The organism is Catenulispora rubra (assembly GCF_015356825.1).
GTDB lineage: Bacteria > Actinomycetota > Actinomycetes > Streptomycetales > Catenulisporaceae > Catenulispora > Catenulispora rubra.
Genome location: NZ_JAACYW010000044.1, coordinates 38,879 through 56,677 on the forward strand (window position 1 = coordinate 38,879; position 17,799 = coordinate 56,677).

The window sequence follows — 17,799 nt, forward strand, 5'->3', positions numbered from 1 at the left end:
TACCCCGAATCAACCAGCACGGCTGACAGCCGCGCGTCGATCGCCGTGGGCAGCAGCACACGTCGTCCGGTAAGGAGCCGCTGCTCACCGTCGACCATTTCAGTCCTTGATCGCCTCGCCAAGAGCCGCAAGGCTCAGTCCCGCAAAGCCCAGGCCGCGGAATGCGCTGGTCGAGGCCCCGGATCGCAGTCCCAGAGTGACGGCGGCCGCCGTGGCTTCGGCCAGCGCCGCCAGCGTGGAGCCGTGCTTGGCGACCCGCAGGTCGACCGCGACGACGCCCACGCCGGGAACCGTGGAGACCGTGAGGGTTCCGGTGTCGCCCTCGCCGCCGACGGGCACCTCGCAAGTCGTCGAGAACACCTGACGGGGAATAGATGGACGGTTGCGCTGCGGCATGGACACGGTCTGCGTGACATTCACGGCTCGGTCCTCGTTCTCTGCGGCGGATGGGGACTACGAGGCTAGAGGTCGGCTATGGCAAGACCGCCCGCCGAGGCAGCCGCGGTCCGGCGTCCCGGTCGTCCGGCTGCCGCCCAGCGTCGTATGGAACACCAGTGCGATTAAGTGTGTCCGAGATCAGCAGCTACCAGGACGGGATCACGATCGCCAAGCTGTCCGGGCACGTCTCGCTCGTGGTCGCCCGGCGCTGGCCGCACGCGGGGGCGGTCGCATCGCTGCGCACGCGCGTCGGGGACCGCGCCGACCTTCTCGCGCAGTGGGCGGGCCTGCTGCTCGGCGCCCGCGGCGCGCGGCGCGCGGCCTGGCCCGGGGCCGTCGCGCAGCTGCGGCTCCTGGTCAATGCCGGCGCGCAGCTGGAAGCGATCCCCGGATGGGCGCGGATCGGGCGGCAGCGGCAAGGACGCTGGGTGGGAAGGACTGGCCGGGGATCCCGACTCTGGGCCACGCGCTGGGCGGACCGGTCGTCCAGATCTGGCACGATGCGGGCGACGATCGCCGCGACGGATGGTGGCACCTGGTCGTACACCCGCTTCCGCACTTCCCGCACGGCCAGGACCCGTACCCGGTCATCGCCCGGCAAGTCGGCCGCGTCACCCCGGAGGGACTCGGCTTCGCCGACCGGCGCCACATTCGCGACGATCACCGTCTGGCGTTCAGCTTGCGCTGCGCCGATGCCGTCCGGCGGCTGGAGCGTGCCCGGGCGGCGATCGTGCCGCTGCTGCCTGAAGGCGCGACCACCACGCTCGCCTAGACCGGCCCTCTACTGCACCAGCCCCCGGGTCTGGCTGACGCAGGATTCGCCAGTGGGCTGTCGTCTAGGTGCCATATCCTGGGGGTCACAGCTCCTTCGTTCGCGAGGGCGCCGTGGTCTGTGGCCGGCGGATACGTGCCAATGCCCTTAGGGGTACCCGCGTGCGGGTGTGTCCGCCGGCCCTTTGCGCGTCCCGGCCGGTCTACGGACGCGGCTGGATCGGCGGCGTCGCGTCGTGCTGGACCGGCGGGCTGGGGACGGCAACGGGCAGCGGCGCGGCGAGGGGCCCGGAAGCCGCCGACTGACCGGGCGCGACGGGGGCGGCGAACGGCGCGGTGAGCTCGGCCAGCATCATCCTCAGCGGCGCATTCGGGCCGATGACGCTCGCGATGGAGGCCAGGCGGTTGCGCTCAGGGTCCATGCCGGTCCAGTCCAGCCGATGGCCGGCGTCGGCGGCGAGCTGGGCAAGGAACGCGCGCTGGGTCCGGCCGTTGCCCTCACGGAACGGGTGCAGGGCGTTGACGTCGCCGTAGAGGTCGGCGAGCTTGGTCAGGAACTCCTCACGGCCCAGTCCTCGCAGGTGGTGGTCTTTGCGGGCGAGGGTGCCAAACACGTCCTCGGCAAAGGCGCGGATCATGCCGGTGCGGCAGAACTGGGTAGCGTCCTTGGCGATCTCCACGGTGCGGATCTGTCCGGCCCACGGGTAGATGCTGCCGAAGATCTCCTTGTGGATCGCCTGGAGGTGGGGCAGATCGTAGCGGCCGGGGATCGGACGCTGGGCCAGCCGCATGATCCGGGCGGTGGTGATGTCGGCTTCGGCGGCGGCCAGCTCGTCGCGGTCGGTGATGCCCAGGGAGTTACGCAGCAGCCCGGTCGCCGAGTCGGTGTACGGGTCCAGGCTCACGACGCGGCACCGGGCTTTCGGTGCCGCTGCTCGGCGCGTTCGACCAGTTCGTCGACGCTGAGCGTGCCAGCCACGTAGGCCTCGGCGTCGGCGTCGAACTCCGGGCCTGGGACTAGGCCCTCGGCGCGGACCGAGGCGCGGGCCGACTCCAGCGCCGCGCGCCGGCCGTCCGCCGTGGGCTCGTCGTTCTGGCTGGTCATGCTCGGTGCTCCTTTCTGCTCGGCCCGCCGCGGGACGGGAACGTGATCATGTTACGTGGGATCCGGGCGCCCAGTCCTGGGCTCCGGGGCGGTGGACGCGCTCCCCGGCCCATGCGCGTTCTCCGCCGGAGCCGACGGCGTGGACGGCCAGATGGAAGCGCATCGCGGCGGCGCCCTCGCCGTTCACCGCGAGCTGGGCGTCGATCCGGGCGCATACGGCGTCCAGGATGCTGGGCACCTCGCCAGCCTGCGTGGCCAGGACCTGGCCGGTGACCATGTCGATGATCTCGAACTGGACGGTCTCGGCCACGGCTTCGCGCTCCTTCCGGCGGGGAAGGTTCGAGCCTTGCTGATCGGCGCACCAATCGGCAAGTCGCCAGCATGGTCGCTATGAAACGCCAACCGGTGCGCCGCGGTGGCCGGCGCTCGATGCGCCGGCCACCGCGTCCGCGCGCCTGCGGAGGCGAGTCGGCCGCTCGGGCCGGTGACGGGGGCGTACGGCCTGGTTCGGCGTAACCGCGCTGTCGAACCTTGTCTCCGTGCTCCGTCCTGCTTCGGTGGCACGAGCGGCCTGGTTCAGCCGCTCACCTACCGTCCGACCGGGCTGGTCAGGGCAGCGGGATTGAAGCCACCTCCGGGAAGCGGGGCGAGCGCCGGGCCCGCTGCGACCAGCTGGTCGGCAGTGTCGGCGGGCGCGGTCGGCCACAGCTCGGCAGCGTGGCGGTAGGCCGTGGTCCACAGCGCGTGTTGGCATCGGACTGCGTCGCGGTCGACGGCGATGACCAGCAGACCGCCGAGACGGACCCTGATCTGCGCCGCGCCGGTCGGGCTTGCCGCCGCAGCCAGGGCGTCCACAGCGGCCCCGGCGACGGGCCCGGCGAAGGCAACGTGGCCGGAGACGGCGGCGGCATCCGGCCAGGACATTGGCGTTTGCGGTCCGCCTTCGCCGAACAGGTCGTCGGCCAGCGTCATCGCGTCGAGCCAGGCGGTGTGGGCGGCGAGCGCGGGCTGCGGGTGGGCCAGGCGGATCCGGGCTGCGGGCATGACGAGCAGGATGCTGCCCGCCAGCGTGACGGCCTGGGTGTCGTGGTGCCCGCTCAGGTGGACCGCCAGGTCGGCGCGGACGCGCGGCGGTCGGTCGACGGTGGTGGGGACGGGTGCGCGCACAGGATCTCCTGGTATGGGTGGTCGTGGTCTGGACGCTGGGGACGCCCGGTGCCATCGGGCGTCCCCAGCGGCTGTCGTCAGCCTCGGCGGGCGGACGAGTCGTCGGGGGTGCAGGTGCAGCTGCCGGAGTCCTGGCATCGGCCTTGCCTCGCGGTCCACTCAGCCAGCGCCGACAGGTCACGGACCGCCTGTTCGCATTCGGCCAACGCGGCCTCGTCCATCCCCTCCGGGCTGTCGATCATGGCTGGGCCGTAGTCCGCCACCGTCTGCGCGCACAGCAGGCGCGCGGCGCGGATGTCGGCGAGCATCCGGGTGCGGCAGGTGATGTCGCCGGTCGCTGCGAAGTGCGACAGCGCATCGCCGCTCCAGCCATCGGCGGTCTCGCGGGCTGTCTTCAGGGTGAGCACGGTTCTCCTTGCAGGCTGGGTGACGGTGTCGGAAGCGGTCCGGCCGGGAGCCTGGTCGGGCTTCCGGCCGGTGGAGTGCTACACCCCGGCCGTCACCGGGTCGGCAAGTTCGGGGTAGACCGCCTCCCACTGGTCGGCGTCAGCCTGATCGTCCTGCCCCTGCCGGTCCTCGAGTTCGTCTGCTTCCTCGTCCTCGTCTTCCTCGTGCGCTTGGCTGTCGTGGGCGTCGCGGTCCGTCTCATCGTCCTCAGCGTCGGCTTCCGCAGGCTGGTCGACGGGCGATTCCTGCGGATCGGCCGGGGGCTGTTCGCCGTCGTCGGGTTCGTCCGCGTCCTGCGCGTCTTCCGCTACGTCCTCGAAGTCGTCGTCATCGCCCTCCTCTTCCTCGGCCTCCCACTCCGCGACGTGCTGGCGGAGCCTTTCCAGCAGCGCGGTCTCGGGCTCAGTGAGCTTGTAGCCCTGCTTGGCCAGGAACTCCAGCCAGGAGATCCCCATCTGCACCCCGTAAGGCATCAGCCTTGAGCCAAGGATGGTGCGAAGGTTGGTCTCCATCGTGGCGGCCACGTGCGCCAGCAGCACCAGCGGCTGACGGGCCTCAGCAATGCGCGTCAGCTTCTTGCCGAACGTCGACTCCGGGTCACCACCGGCCTCCCGCGCCCCCAGGTAGCCCAGAACCAACGCCTGACGCGTCTGGGCCTCCGGGACACCGTTGGCGAACAGCGTCTGGAGCGCGAAGCGCATCGCCCCCTTCGGAACAGCCTTGGACTGGCAGAGTCCTACGATGAACTCGGCCCGCACCTCGGCCGCGACCGACAGCGCCTCCCGCTCCTCGGCCTTGCGCTGCCGCTCCTGCTGTTCCTCGGCCTCCTCCTGGGCGGTCTTGTGCGTGTAGTAGCCGGTGAAGGCGTGGCCGTAGGCCTTCGGGTCGCAGCACAGGTAGATCGCCTTGGGTTCATACGCGCCGTCGATGCACGCGACATGGCCGGGGCAGGATTCGTGCTCCTCGACGGTGACAGGCTTGCCGTCAGCGTCGGTGATCCGGTCGATCCGAATCTCCTTGGAGCCGTAGCCCAGCGCCTTGGGGTGGGGTATGACAACGATTCCGGCCTCCTTGAGCCCGGCGGCGATCTGGGCCTTCTCCGCCCTGGCCTTCTTCTTGCGGCGCTCGTCAAGGATCGCGTACTGGATGTTCCGGCCCTGCTCGATCGAGTCCAGGAGCCGCTGGTAGACCTTGGAGTCGGTCTCGAACTCCTGAAGCTCCACGACGATGTCCAGCTCCAGGGTCTGGTTGTCGACCGCGTCCCGGGCCGCCTTGGGCATGCTGTGCAGCGCGATGGCTGCGCGCACTTCGCCCCGGTCGCGGGAGACCTTCTTGGCGATGTCCTCCTCGGACATGCCAAGGTCGAGCGCGAGCTGCACGTAGGCGGCGGCGATCTCGGTGGGCCTCATGTCCTGGCGGTGCATGTTCTCTACGAGCTGCGTGATGATCCGCGCGGCCTCGCCGGTCAGGTCGTCGCGCAGGACGACGTCGATCGTGCGGCCCGCCGCGATGGCCCCGGCGGTGCGGCGGTTGCCGAACAGGACCGCCATGCCGCCCTCGTACGGGGCAGCGATGACCGGCTGAAGGACGCCGTGCTCGCGGATGGAGGAGACGAACTCCTCGTCGAGCACGAAGCCCTCGTCGAGCCCATTGGGCCGGACGTTCTTGGTCAGGATGAGCGTCTTGGGGTCGACGTCCTCGATGAGCTGCTTTGTGATGGTCGAAACCGACACTGTTCCTCCTGTGGGGGTTGCCGTGGTCTCTTGCCTGTTGGGCGGGGGTGCCATCCCCTCCCAACAAGAACAATATTATAGGATCATGGGAGACCGGTCAAGTTAGAAACTGCTCTTGAGCTGCCGATTCTCTCCGCATGACAGATCGTTCAAGAAGTCCTTGAGGCAGCTGGTCGCGGGAAACCGGGACTTGCGGACGCCTCAGCCAGGTGTCCGCTCCTCCCCCGTCCCCCCGATAGGCGCCCGGGTCCGGGGCCTAGAGGCCGGCCGAGTCAAGGGCCGGCGTAGCCGGTCACGTGTGACGCGACCGCTAGGGAGCGCCCTTGACGCGGGCGGCTGACCCCGGATGATCGCCGAGAAGGAAGGGGGACGAACCCACAGTGTGCTGATGAACTGTCATGAGCCGTGGATGCGCGCCGGGGGCGGGCCGTCCTACCGGCCGCTCACACGGCCACCGCGCTCGAGGTGTTTCAACAGTTGGGCGCGTGTGAGCACTGTGCCGCTTGGCCAATCCTTCTGGGCGATCTGGAAGAGCCAGAAGGAGACATCCGGGACGCCGCGGTACTTCGATGCGCGTCCGATGTCGTCCAGCAGCGTTTCCAGAACGATGGCGAGCGTCGTCGGGGCGCTCCCGTCATACCCGAAGCGTGGGTGGTAGTCGGAGCACGGCGCCGGATAGAGGACCCCGTCCTCGGTGCGGATCCAGATCACCTCGTCGAGTATCACCTCGGCGAGCGGGCTTGAGGTCGGCAGCCGGTGGGGCGCAGCGCTGGAGTACGTCACGACTTCCGAGTCGAGCCGCGCCACCGGCATGCCGGTAACGGGGTCTTCAAAGAACGCCCCGGCCTTGTCGGTGCTGACGAACGCATGCGCCGCCGTCCGCTGGCATGGAACCAGGCGGCCGACCCATTCGGCACTGGCCCCGGCCGGAGGGCTGGCGATGAAGAACTCTCGCCCGAACAGGAAGTACTCATCGCCGTAGAAGTCCATCGCCGTCTTCATACAGTCCCAGGCCAGCTGATCGGCCCGCCCGGCGATGTTCAGCCACCCTTCCCGCACCACCTCGGCAGGCGCAGACGGATACTGACTGTGTCCCAGGGTCGCGGGCCTGGCAGGCGTGACGGTGTTGGCCCAGTGGGTGTCGTCGGTCTCCATGTCCTCGATGTCGCTCAGAGCGAGGCTGATCAAAGTGTCCCGGAGCTCGACGGCGAGGCTGATCGCTGCGATGCGCGCCGCGGATCCGGCTGGCTCGGCATCGGCCAGCCTGATGAGGGCGGGTACGTCGGAGTGGGTCACCGCTTCGTAAGTCGCCGCGGCTTGGCCCGGGGCCCACCCGGCCATGTCCGCCGGGCGGCGCAGCGCCGGCGGCCACCACGGCAGGGGGCGTCCCAGTGCGCGGACCAGGTCCGCCCACATGGCGAAGTAGCGTCGGTCCGGGTGGGGCGGTGTCGACCGCGTGCAGTGCCTTCCCCGCTCATCGCCACCAACACCCCATCGGACGCGAACGCGGCCCGCGGGTCCAGGACCTCTGCCCGATACCGCTGCGGCAGGTCGGCCACGTCGGCGACGGCCGTGCCCTTCTCCGCCTCGGTCTGAAGATGGTAGGCGGCCAGCAGCTCGGCGAGCCCACTCTCAGCGGATGCGCTGTGACCCTGTCCAGCGTGCGACGGCGATCTCGCGTTGTTCAGTCATGGTAGCTAGCATTCCACGCTCTTGCTGCGCATCCGCTGGGAAATCCGCGACGACATCCACCACGCCTTCGGCACCCTCGGCTGCTCCGCCACCTGCCGGTGACGGCTCCGCACCCGCCTTTTAGGAGTTCAAGCGCACCGGGCATCAGCGCGGGCGGTCAGGGCCACAAACGGTAACCACGCATTGTCTCGCTCGTGGGGCACCGCAGTGCGGTCGCGCCCGCCGCACAGCATCGCGGCGAGGCCGAGGACCAAGACAGCGGAAGAAACCACTGCGATGGCTGCCTCGCGCCTCAGGGCATGGCCCAACCGGGCTTACACGCCGAAAGCCTCAGCCCATGGGGGCGGGGCTGAGGGACGCTGCGGTGTGGTTACTCTTCGGGCATGGCTTTGCGACCGGACGAGTTTTACGACCATGCCCTCGCCGCCGCGGATGACGATGGCAGGCTCCCTTTGGCGCGGATGACGGGGTGGGATATCAGCCCTTTCGAGCAGGAGGGGTTGCGCGTCGCGCCGCTGCGCCCGCCGGTTCTGCCCGAACCGCCCCGGCACGGCGAGGACCCGGCGGACTGCGGTTCATGCAAGCGCCGAGACGAAGGAATCTGGCTCGACGACCGCTGGAGGCTGACCCGGATCGCGGGCGTCGGGGTCCCGCTGGTCCTCATGCTGCATCCGCGGGACCATCACGACCTGGCCGACCTGCCCGACGACCTGGCAGCCGAACTCGGCGTGCTGACCGCGCACATCGCCCGGCACGTCCAAGCGCTGCCCCACGTGGCGCGTGCCCACGTCTACCGGATCGGGGACGGCGGCGCGCACCTGCACGTGTGGTTCTTCGCCCGTCCCGAGGGACAGGCGCAGCTGTACGGCTCCTGGATGGTGATCTGGGACGACCTGTTGCCCGAGTACCCGGCCGACGTCGCCGAAGCAGACGCCGCGGGCGTGGCCAAAGCCCTGGTCGACTCCTACGGGGGCTGGCGTCCGGAAACGGTCGAGAGCCCTCAGCAGCCTCGAAGCACGGCTCCTTGATCTACTTCTGACACAGGACTTAGCGGCGAGCCACGGTCAAGTCCTGTAGATCATTGGCTCCCTCCCGGGCCACGCGAGGCAGCGCCAGCGGTGGCGGTCATGTTCGATGAGGAAGGGCTCTGCGTGTGGCAGAGGTGTTCCCCAGGTCAGCCCGTCGAGCGCGCAGAGCCGGTCGAGGGCGAGCGTCAGACTGGCGACGTGCCCGATCACGGCGATGCTCTCGCCAGGGTGCACAGCAGCGATGCGGCAGAAGGCCGTTGTCATACGGGCCAGGACCTGGTGCCCGGTTTCGCCGTCGCTGACCTGCTGGGACAGCTCGCCGTCAACGATCCAGGCGCGGAGCACGTCGGCGGTACGGCGGCCGATGGCGGGATCGGCGCTGCCCTCGGAGCTGCCGATGCCTACCTCGGCCAAGTCCGGCAGCGCTTGGATCGGCAAGCCGCGTGCGGCAGCCAGCGGTCCGGCCGTCTGCCGGGTACGCAGCGCGGTACTGGTGCAGATCGCGACGATCGGCTCGGCGGCCAAGGTGCCGGCCATGGCCTCGGCCTGGGCGTGACCCCGATCCGTCAGCGATGCGGCCGGGACCGCCCCGGAGACTCCTGCGGTGACGTTCTGCGACTCGGCGTGGCGCAGGCACCAGATCCGGGCGGGGGCGTTCATGCCGGCCGTCCATCGCGCTCGTTGGCGACCACGCACTCAAAACAGGCTCCGGCACGCACCAGGGCGACCAGGTAGGGCACGGTCACGGTGCGCCGGTGTTTCCGCGTGGGTTCACGCTCGGTTTGGACGGGTTCCAGCGTTGATGCTGGTAGCGTAAACGAATTCAGTGCGGTGCGTAGAAGAGGGCTGAGATGCGTGACGTCTATCATGAGCAGCTCGATTCGGTCGGTCACACGTTGGTGGAGATGGCCGGGTTGGTCGGCCAGGCGCTTTCGCGTGCCACTCGTGCGCTGCTGGAATCGGATCTTTCGACGGCCGAGGCGGTGATCTCCGCTGATGACGAAGTCGACGCGTTGAACCGCGAGCTGGACGTGCGCACCCTGGACCTGATGGCGCGCCAGCAGCCGGTGGCCGGCGACCTGCGCACCCTGGTCACCTCGCTGCGGATGAGCGCGGATCTGGAGCGGATGGGGGATCTGGCCCGGCACATCGCCAAGGTCGCCCGGATGCGCTACCCAGAGTGCGCGGTTCCTGAGGAGCTGCGGGCGACCTTCGAGCAGATGGGTGAGATCGGGGCCGAGCTCGCTGGACGGGTCGCACGCATCATCGAGGACAGGGACGTCGAGGCCGCTCGCACGCTCGATGAGCAGGATGACACGGTCGACCAGCTGCACCGCGCGGTGTTCTCCGCACTGCTGTCGAAGGACAACCCGTACCCCGTCGAGGCGGCGATCGACTTGACGCTGCTCAGCCGCTACTACGAGCGGTTCGCCGACCATGCCGTCTCGGTCGCCCACCGCCTGGTGTTCCTGGTCACCGGCGAGTACGAGCGACCCTGAACGCCCTGGCCGGCAACCGCGCAATATGCTCTTGCCACAGACGCTGAGCCCCTGGTTTTCAGTCCAGCCGTTCAATTGGCCGCTCCTGAGGCATCGCTGAGCCTGCGGCATGCGCGGTTCCGGCGTCCCAGTCCTGCAGCGTAGCCAGGGCAGCTGTTGCCGGCGTCTGGGTTCAGGTAGTCGCCAGCTGGAGGTTGAGGCCGAGCAGCCCGCTGATGACGGCGGCCGGCATCTCGTCGGCCAGCGCCCTCAGCGCGATGTTGCGGCCGATCCTGGCGGCTCCTCGACTCGCGCCGACCACAACCCTCTCCCACCCTCTGAAAGGGGCGTGAATCAGATAGACGGGCATTGGCAAGCGGGCAGGTCAAAGGCGCGGTGCAGGTATCATCGTGGGCTGATGGCGAACGTCAATCCCGCGGGGAGCATTCAGTCAAGATCCGCATTGGACGAAACTGCGCGGGGAGCCGGAAAAGCACAGGGTCCCGCAACTAAACATCCGACGTAGTTCATCGAAAAGTAAAGCCCTCCAGGCTTGAATACAACCCGAGCGAGAAGCCACTAATGAGGATGAAGGGCTGACGTTCTTTGCGAGTCGGGTCATGCCGCGCGCGGAGAAGGTCTTGGCCAGTCTTGCAGGTCGGCGATGGTTTGCGCCCAGTTCCGGAAGCCGCCCTCCGGTGCCGTCTGGCAGTACTTGCGGAACAGGTCGCGGCTGTCGTGCCGCAGGATCCCGCCGGTCATCGACGGCGCGGCGTAGCCGGACAGGTCGAAGCTGGCCGGCTGCCAGTGCCTCGCGATCGCCGAGGCGCCGTCAGCCTCGGATTCCAGCGCGTAGTAGACCTCGGTGACTCCCAACGTCATCGCCGCGCCGAAGCACATGACGCACGGCTCCAGGTTCACAGCCAACTGCAGCGGGTGTGGCCTGCGTGCCGGCCCGAGCTGCTCATCGGCCTGGATCATCGCCAGCAAGTCGGCATGCACCAGCCGGCGCCGCAGCCCGCGCTCCTGAGTATGGGCACGGCCGACGATCTGGTCGCCCATCACCACCACCGCGCCGATCGGCAGCTCGCCGACGGCCAGCCCCTCCCCGGCGACTTCGATCGCAGCTCGAACCATCTGTTCGGGGCTCATGAGCGCACAGTACCGAACACGAACGCGACTACGACGGCTTGTCCACGACGAGGCCGGTCTCGGCGATGAAACCGTCGAGGACGCCATCGCACCGGAACTGCATGAGTCGCAGCCGCGACTTGACCAGCGCAGCCAGGGCGTCCACAGGTCCGAACCGCCCCCTGGGCAGTGGCTCACAAATCCGCTGCCCAAGGGTTCCATCCACCCTGGACCACCCTGGACCACCCCGATCCGCCCACCACCAGACTGCCGATACCCCTACCAGCGGACTTCGGAGGACCTCCTCTTAATCCGCGGGTTCGGGGTTCAAGTCCCTGGCGGCGCACCCGTTGAAGCGCCCCGCTCAGGCATCCTGAGCTGGGGGCTTCTTTTTTGATCTTGCTTTCACTGGCGGATCGTCAGGAGCGTGGTCCAGGATTGGACCGGGGATCTTGAAAACCCCGGTTCGCCACGTCCAAGTCAAAGTCCTGATTTCCATGTCTGAATTGTCGCGTGGACCAGGGATGGACCAGGGAACGACCTCGAAAACCGCCCCTGACATGCTGCGCAGACCGATCTTGACATACAGCCACTCCTTCGCCGGCGAGCGCTTTATGACCAGCTTGTGCTGCTGGCGCTGATGGCGGGTCGACCGCAGGTGGGATGGCTGCGGTGATGGCCAGCCACCAAGAGCAAGACCTCGGCGCCAGCCACATGGGCCGGGGAGCGACTGCGACAGCCGTCGTTGACGTTCGGAAATGCTGCAACCTCCTGCGCAGCTGTCGCTAACCTCGGGATAGGAGGTTCTTCATGCCACTCGATCTGTCTCGGATCGGGGCCGGGCGGACCGAGCGGCTGATCGTGCCTCGCGAGATCTACTCGGCTCTGCCCTCCCGCCCCTGGCCATACCTGCGCCTGGAGCAAGGCGAGGTGCTCGAACGCTGGTACGTGCGCCGGGATCAGCGTGACATTGTGATCAAGCAGAACACTGGGGGCGGCAAGACCGCGGCCGGATTACTGATCGCGCAAAGCAGCCTCAACGAGGGGTACGGACCGGCCGCGTACGTGGTGCCCGACACCTACCTGGTGGCCCAGGTTCAAGCTGAGGCGGCGAAGCTCGGCATCTCTGTAACCAGCGATCCCCGCACCGCAGAGTTCGCTTCCGGCCGGGCTGTCCTCGTGACGACTTTCCAGAAGATCGTCAACGGCAGGAGCGTCTTCGGTGTGACCGGCGACGGCCGTGACGTCCTGGAGATCGGGACAATCATCGTCGACGACGCGCACGCAGCCCTGGCCATCACCGAGGACCAGTTCCGACTCACCATCTCGAAGGACCCTAAGGACCCGTCCCAGCGGCACCAAGCGTATGCGGCGCTGCTCGACTTGTTCGAGGAGGAGCTGATCGCGCAGTCGCGGTCGGACTGGCAGGACATTCAGACCGGCGTACGGCAGGCCGTCCAACGGATCCCGTTCTGGGCTTGGGCCGATCGGCAGGACCGCGTGATGGAAATCCTGCATCCGCTCCGCGACGGCGAGCTGATGTTCACCTGGCCGCTGGTCAAGGACGTGCTACCGATCTGCGCCGCCACGGTGACCAGTACGGCCGTTGAGATCAGGCCGCCGTGCCCTCCGATCGCCCGGATCCCGTCGTTCGCCAGAGCCCGCCGCCGAATCTATCTCACGGCCACGCTGGCCGACGACAGTGTGCTGGTCACCGACCTGGACGCGGACGCGGACTCAGTAAGACGCCCTGTGACGCCAGAGCTCGCCTCCGACCTTGGCGATCGGATAATCCTTGCACCGCTGGAGATCAACCCGAACCTCGACGAGCGTGCGATCCGTCAACTGGCCCGCGAGGTCGCCGACGGGCGCCTGTTCGGCGGGTCCGGCGAGACGCCGGAGAAGCACAACGTGGTGGTCCTGGTACCGGGCGATCGGCAGGCTGAGGTCTGGAGGCCGTTCGCAGACGAGATTTGGCACGTCGGCGACCTGACGGACGGCGTCGCCAAACTCAAGCGCGACCACGTCGGCCTTGTCGTATTGGTGAACAAGTACGACGGCGTCGACCTACCCGGCGACGCGTGCAGGTTGTTGATCATCGACGGCTTGCCGCGAGTGTTCGACGCCTCCGAGCGCCGCGAACGTGCGGCCGGCCTGCCCACCCCTTCTCTGTTAGCGCGCAGCATTCAGCGCGTCGAGCAGGGCATGGGGCGTGGCGTCCGGGACCTCAATGACTACTGCGCGGTCCTGCTATTGGGAGCGGACCTGACCCAGGCCATCAACCAGCCGCGGCAACGCGAGCTGTTCTCGCCGGCTACCCGCGCCCAGCTGGCCTTGTCCGCTGAAGTGGCGCAACAGATCACGGGCGAGGGCATTGAGGCATTGCGCAAGGCGCTGTCGTTGTGCATCGGGCATGATCCGGAGTGGGTCACGCACAGCCGGCGCGCGTTGGCCGACGTGCAGTACGACAAGGCCGGGACGGTACGCCCGTCGGCGATTGCCGCCCGCACGGCCTTCGACGAGGCCGCTCGTGGCCAGTACGCCAGGGCCGCCGACATCATTGGGACCGCGGCCAACGCGGTTCCAATCTCGGAGTCGGCCGAGCGTGGCTGGCTGAAGGAGCAGCAGGCGGTGTATCTCGACTTCGTCGACCGCGCTGAAGCCCAGCGGGTGCTCGCTACTGCCAACCACAGCAATCCCGGTGTCCTACGCCCCAGCGCCGGCGTGCCCGTCAAGTTGGTACGCGCCACCCAGGTCCAGGCCCGTCGCGCCGCGGAGTTCCTCGATGGCGCATACGACGGAGGCGCGCAGCTGGTTTTGGGCGTCAAGGCGATGCTGGCCAACATCGAGTGGGACCCCGATCGCACCGGGGAGGCTGAGGCGGCGTTCGAGCAGCTCGGAGTCCATCTCGGCTTCGGCGGACAGCGGCCCGATCATCTCTACGGCATCGGCCCGGACAACCTATGGGTGTTGTCCGGCGACCGGCACGCGGTGATCGAACTCAAGACCGGCGTGAAGACGACCGCGATGATCGCCAAGAAGGACCTCGGGCAACTGGACCAGAGCCTGCGGTGGTACCGGGACAACTACGCGGACACCAAGGACCCGGTCCCTGTGCTCGTCCAGACTCGCGAAGTGTGCGAGCGCACCGGAACCCCGGTGTCGGACATGCGGGTGCTGACGGAGGACAAACTGACCCGACTGAAGGAGGCTGTCACAGCGATGGCCGTCGCCCTCGCTCAAGACGATGGCCGCTGGGGTGACGAGTCGGCTGTCGCCGAGCAGCTTGCAGCCGGGCACCTCACGGGCGGCGAGATCTTCACGTACTACACAAAGCCCGCCACAACCGCAAAGCCCTAGCCCGCTGCACCACTACATCTAGTGGTGCAGCGGTCGCGGGAGCACCCGCGGCCGATATCAGCGAAGCCGACAACGCCACTCAGACCGCGGTGCGGACGGGGCTCCGCACCGCGGCAGCTGGGGCGTCAGCATGATCACCTAGCATCGGCGATCATGAGCACTGACTCCGATCCCGGCACCGTCATACGCCCACGCGACCTCGGACACCGCACGCTGAACCGGCTGCAAGGCGAAATGCAGGGCGCCAGGCACCTCACTACCGCCGAGAATCAGGCTCGCCTGAACTATCTCGACGAGGTCGAGATCATCAACGACGCCTACTTCGGGGCCGAAGCGCTGGCGAAGAAGTGCCGGGTTCGACAGCGGGCGATCCGAAACCAGCTGAAGTCCGCGGAGCCGGAGCCGGAGCTGGCAACCATCCGGGGCGAGGTCGAAGCCCTCGCCGGACAACGCCTGCGCACCCTAGACGACATCTACGACCGTATGCAGGCGGCCGGGACTGCGGCATGGACGCTCCGCGAGAAGATGGCGCCTTTTGCCGGGATCTATCTTGCGTCGCGATACGTGGACCCCTCGACGGCCGACGACCCTTTGCCGGATATCTCAAGTCTCGGTTCGGCGTACTGGGAGATCGAACGCGCCGGCAAGGAATTCATGGAGGAGAAGTCGAACCAGCAGCGCTTCGACGACCTGCTCGCCATGGGCAGACGCCGCGCAGCCTTCCTCACATCGGCCCTCACAGTCTCGCTGCGAACGATCGACGCGTTCGGCGGGCGGCGGTTCGAGCCGTTCATCGCGACGCTGCTCGAAGACGAAGGATTCGTGATCGAACGCCGCAGCGGCGGCTCGGGTGACCGCGGCATAGACGTGATCGGCATGTCATTGGATGGCCGGCGCCTTGTGGCTCAATGCAAACACTCGTCCAACCCCGACAACAAGGTCGGAAGCCCCGACCTTCAGCTGCTCAACGGAAACGGCAAGCTTGTCCACGGTGGAGACATCGCCGTCCTGGTGACCAATCAGGGTCTCACCAAGGAGGCTGCGACCTTCGCTGTCGATCAGGGCCTCCACGTCGTTGACCGGGACTCGTTGAGGCGCTGGGCGACCTGGGGCGATCCGTTGATGCAGATCCTGGGCCTTCCCTCTCTACCCGAGCGACCGCCGTCGGTTCGGGCATCGGAGTTGGCCTAACCCTTGATCGGCTGTCCAGGTGTGGTCTCAGCTCTGCGGATCAAGGTCTCCACCGCTTCCACAGCGTCCAGGATGTTGTGGGATACCGCGACGCGATGCTGTTTGGCAGCTCTGGCCAGCGCCCCGAGAGCTTCGCGGGTGAGTTTGACGAGCCGGTCGTCAGGCATTTCTACCGCGTCCACACCGTCCCTGACTGCTTGGACCGCTACTCCCGCTGCGGCATCCAGCGCCTCGTCGGGCTCACCCATCACTGGCCGGCACACGTGATGTTCCTCGTAGATCGCGGTCCACAGACATTGGAATCCCATGAGCAACAGGTGGATGCATTGCTGGCGAGACGTCTCCAGGACGGTGGCGTTGAACAGCAGATTCCTGATCTCGTGGTGAAATCGAAACTCCCAGACCAGACGCTCAGCAGACTCCGCGTCAAACACATCCTCCCGGCGGAAGCGGATAATATTGCTGCCCGACCAGTTGGCGCTGTAGGGCTCGACGAGGCTGTACCAGCCTCTGTCCTGGTTCACGTTCCACAAGACGATCAGCACTGGGTCCGCACTGTGTGCCCACTTGTTGATGTGCCACGCCGTGACACGGGCAGAACGGCGTCGATCGTTGGCAGTACCTTTGACCTGCAATCTGATCCACAGGGAGTCCGCCTGTGTGGCGCGGTCCGTCTGGATCAACAGGTCCTCACCGAAGTCCCAGCGGACCTGTTCAGGGCAGTGTCCGTTGTCGATGAAGACCTTCTCCACCGCATTCATGGCGGCCCGGTCGATCTTCTGCTCGGGGGTCATCTTCGGCACGGTGCTACGAGATCCGCTCTCTCTTAAATCCCCGATGTCAGGAATCACCTTGAATGGCTACAGCGCCACTGTAGCCAGCGTGGCCAACCGGGGATGACGTTCCTGCACACCGGGAATCCCTAGTTGTGGCCAACGTGGGTCTGCCACCGCCGGCGCATCCAACTGCTACATGTAGTGGGCGTAGCGGGTGGCGACGGCCTGTTCTGGCGGGCAGAAGCGCAGGATGGACTTGACCTTGCGCGCGGTGCGTTGGGTGACCGGGAGTTGGCCGTCGGGCCGGGCCTGGTTCCAGTTGATCTTCGTCAACGCCAGGGTCTCGGCGCAGGCCTTGCGGGGGGGCTGCGCACCGGGTGAGTCGGGCGGATCCCTATCGGCTGGGGCACGTAGTGGCCGGGGTAGGTGGAGTAGAACTCGACGCTTCCGGTGGTGTACAAGATCAGCTCGCGATCGGACAGCGCGAGCATCGTGCCGCGCAGCGGCGGCGCCAGTTTCCCGCCCCGGAAGAGCCGGGCCCGGTCGCTGGTGGTGATCCACGCCGTCTCGAGGGAGTCGATCAGCCGGTCCTCGGCGCCGCCTTCGAACCCTTCGATCTCCTCGGGGGTGAAGGCCGAGCTCTTGTGCAGCACGACGCGCGCCGGCACGGTGCGGTGTTCGCGGCGGTAGGTGTCCAGGGCGCCGAGCAACAGCTGGTGGGCGTCGTCGCGGCTCAGGTGGGGTTGCTTGTCGTTGCCGGAAAACGGAAGCCCCCGCTAAGGTCAGCCCGCATTGATCTCGTTCAGGCACAGCAGGTAAACCGCCGATGAGTTCTTCGCGGTGATGAAAGCGTGGGCGAGACTGCCGCAAACGTACGTGCTGTAGTCAACAGCAGTGTAGACCCTGACGACCTTGTAAACGGCTGCCTGGCCGTTCCAGTTGGCCTGCCACCAGCACTCCACCTTATGCCAGCTACTCGAATCGGCTTTGGACACGCTGACACAGTCGCCCGTATTCGCATCCCTGACATCCTGATAGCCGCCGATTCCCGCGGTAACAGCGATGGCGATTCCGAGAACTGCTAGCACAACGAAGACCACAGCAGGTATCTTGGCCTGCTGTTTCCTTATTGCTTCCTGGTCCTCGGCATGCTTCTCTGCCCGCGCTTCGGCTGGTTCCGGCGTCCCCTCCGGCAGGAGCAAAAGGTTGGGATAGTGGGCGCCACCGCGGCGGTATACCACGTAGTCTGTGGGCGCGGTGTGCGTTGAGTCGAATATTTGGCGGGTGTCGCTCCCCCATTCCCGGCCGCGCTCCTCGACTACCGCGCGAACGAAGACGTATCGCGAATCCACCGTGATGATCGCAGTAGTTCCCCAAGGCACCACGCCGATCTGAGCACCGCCTATGCCCAGCACCCGCAGTGGATTCTTGAGATCGGTGGCGTTCCGGATCTTCAGCGCCACCAGATGCGGCGGTGGAGGC

The 17,799-nt window shown here is 67.4% G+C and carries 20 protein-coding genes; 5 read left to right on the forward strand and 15 right to left on the reverse strand.

What is annotated here, in order from left to right:
- Nucleotides 1-99 precede the first annotated feature (99 nt).
- The gene (locus tag GWK61_RS15280) at nt 100-360 is read right to left on the reverse strand and encodes a hypothetical protein (protein ID WP_194909030.1); all 261 of its coding nucleotides are present in this window, start codon (nt 358-360) and stop codon (nt 100-102) included.
- A gap of 469 nt (nt 361-829) precedes the next feature.
- Here GWK61_RS15280 and GWK61_RS15285 point away from each other — a divergent pair, with 469 nt between their 5' ends.
- A complete protein-coding gene (locus tag GWK61_RS15285) occupies nt 830-1,210 on the forward strand; it encodes a hypothetical protein (protein WP_194909031.1) in 381 nt (126 codons plus the stop codon).
- A gap of 202 nt (nt 1,211-1,412) precedes the next feature.
- Here the strand turns inward: GWK61_RS15285 and GWK61_RS15290 are convergent, their stop codons facing one another.
- From GWK61_RS15290 to GWK61_RS15320, 7 genes are all read right to left on the reverse strand, one after another.
- Nucleotides 1,413-2,114 (reverse strand): Fic/DOC family protein, encoded by a 702-nt coding sequence (locus GWK61_RS15290; RefSeq protein ID WP_323747575.1) that lies wholly within the window; start codon nt 2,112-2,114, stop codon nt 1,413-1,415.
- On the reverse strand, nt 2,111-2,314 hold the full coding sequence (locus GWK61_RS15295; RefSeq protein WP_194909032.1) for an antitoxin VbhA family protein: 204 nt from the start codon (nt 2,312-2,314) through the stop codon (nt 2,111-2,113). The genes GWK61_RS15290 and GWK61_RS15295 overlap by 4 nt, the downstream gene beginning before the upstream one ends.
- A 46-nt stretch (nt 2,315-2,360) precedes the next feature.
- Nucleotides 2,361-2,624, reverse strand: a complete 264-nt coding sequence (locus GWK61_RS15300) for a hypothetical protein (RefSeq protein ID WP_194909033.1) — start codon at nt 2,622-2,624, stop codon at nt 2,361-2,363.
- A gap of 278 nt (nt 2,625-2,902) precedes the next feature.
- Nucleotides 2,903-3,481, reverse strand: coding sequence for a hypothetical protein (locus GWK61_RS15305; RefSeq protein WP_194909034.1), 579 nt, complete (start codon nt 3,479-3,481; stop codon nt 2,903-2,905).
- A 77-nt stretch (nt 3,482-3,558) separates the two neighbouring features.
- Complete coding sequence (locus GWK61_RS15310; RefSeq protein WP_194909035.1) at nt 3,559-3,888, reverse strand: hypothetical protein; 330 nt, start codon at nt 3,886-3,888, stop codon at nt 3,559-3,561.
- A 78-nt stretch (nt 3,889-3,966) separates the two neighbouring features.
- Nucleotides 3,967-5,661, reverse strand: a complete 1,695-nt coding sequence (locus tag GWK61_RS15315) for a ParB/RepB/Spo0J family partition protein (protein ID WP_194909036.1) — start codon at nt 5,659-5,661, stop codon at nt 3,967-3,969.
- 432 nt (nt 5,662-6,093) lie between these two features.
- Entirely contained in the window at nt 6,094-6,957 is an 864-nt protein-coding gene (locus tag GWK61_RS15320) for a hypothetical protein (RefSeq protein WP_194909037.1), read from the reverse strand.
- 779 nt (nt 6,958-7,736) lie between these two features.
- Here GWK61_RS15320 and GWK61_RS15325 point away from each other — a divergent pair.
- Nucleotides 7,737-8,381 carry an HIT family protein gene (locus GWK61_RS15325; protein ID WP_194909038.1) on the forward strand — a complete coding sequence of 215 codons (645 nt, stop codon included), beginning with the start codon at nt 7,737-7,739 and terminating at the stop codon, nt 8,379-8,381.
- 36 nt (nt 8,382-8,417) lie between these two features.
- On the opposite strand, the gene GWK61_RS15330 is transcribed toward GWK61_RS15325, so the two are convergent.
- Nucleotides 8,418-9,041: a histidine phosphatase family protein gene (locus GWK61_RS15330; protein WP_228562357.1), complete on the reverse strand. Its 624-nt coding sequence runs from the start codon at nt 9,039-9,041 to the stop codon at nt 8,418-8,420.
- A gap of 191 nt (nt 9,042-9,232) precedes the next feature.
- On the opposite strand from GWK61_RS15330, the gene phoU reads away from it, so the two are divergent.
- Nucleotides 9,233-9,880, forward strand: a complete 648-nt coding sequence (gene phoU, locus GWK61_RS15335) for a phosphate signaling complex protein PhoU (RefSeq protein ID WP_194909039.1) — start codon at nt 9,233-9,235, stop codon at nt 9,878-9,880.
- 172 nt (nt 9,881-10,052) lie between these two features.
- On the opposite strand, the gene GWK61_RS58525 is transcribed toward phoU, so the two are convergent.
- Together GWK61_RS58525 and GWK61_RS15340 are read right to left on the reverse strand one after the other, a co-directional pair.
- Nucleotides 10,053-10,181, reverse strand: a complete 129-nt coding sequence (locus GWK61_RS58525) for a hypothetical protein (protein WP_267254271.1) — start codon at nt 10,179-10,181, stop codon at nt 10,053-10,055.
- A 296-nt stretch (nt 10,182-10,477) separates the two neighbouring features.
- Nucleotides 10,478-11,011: a nucleoside deaminase gene (locus GWK61_RS15340; protein ID WP_194909040.1), complete on the reverse strand. Its 534-nt coding sequence runs from the start codon at nt 11,009-11,011 to the stop codon at nt 10,478-10,480.
- A 789-nt stretch (nt 11,012-11,800) separates the two neighbouring features.
- Between GWK61_RS15340 and GWK61_RS15345 the strand changes: the two genes are divergently transcribed.
- Both GWK61_RS15345 and GWK61_RS15350 read left to right on the forward strand, forming a co-directional pair.
- A complete protein-coding gene (locus GWK61_RS15345) occupies nt 11,801-14,350 on the forward strand; it encodes a DEAD/DEAH box helicase (RefSeq protein ID WP_194909041.1) in 2,550 nt (849 codons plus the stop codon).
- Between the two features lie 153 nt (nt 14,351-14,503).
- A complete protein-coding gene (locus GWK61_RS15350; RefSeq protein WP_194909042.1) occupies nt 14,504-15,541 on the forward strand; it encodes a restriction endonuclease in 1,038 nt (345 codons plus the stop codon).
- Here the strand turns inward: GWK61_RS15350 and GWK61_RS15355 are convergent.
- The 4 genes from GWK61_RS15355 to GWK61_RS15370 all read right to left on the reverse strand — a co-directional run.
- Nucleotides 15,538-16,335 (reverse strand): DUF4365 domain-containing protein, encoded by a 798-nt coding sequence (locus GWK61_RS15355; RefSeq protein WP_194909043.1) that lies wholly within the window; start codon nt 16,333-16,335, stop codon nt 15,538-15,540. The genes GWK61_RS15350 and GWK61_RS15355 overlap by 4 nt on opposite strands.
- Nucleotides 16,336-16,509: 174 nt before the next feature.
- Entirely contained in the window at nt 16,510-16,650 is a 141-nt protein-coding gene (locus GWK61_RS15360; RefSeq protein ID WP_194909044.1) for a hypothetical protein, read from the reverse strand.
- A complete protein-coding gene (locus GWK61_RS15365; protein WP_194909045.1) occupies nt 16,647-17,027 on the reverse strand; it encodes an argonaute/piwi family protein in 381 nt (126 codons plus the stop codon). Before GWK61_RS15365 ends, GWK61_RS15360 begins: the two co-directional genes overlap by 4 nt.
- A gap of 72 nt (nt 17,028-17,099) precedes the next feature.
- On the reverse strand, nt 17,100-17,799 hold a 700-nt coding region (locus GWK61_RS15370; RefSeq protein ID WP_228562358.1), incomplete at its 5' end, for a hypothetical protein.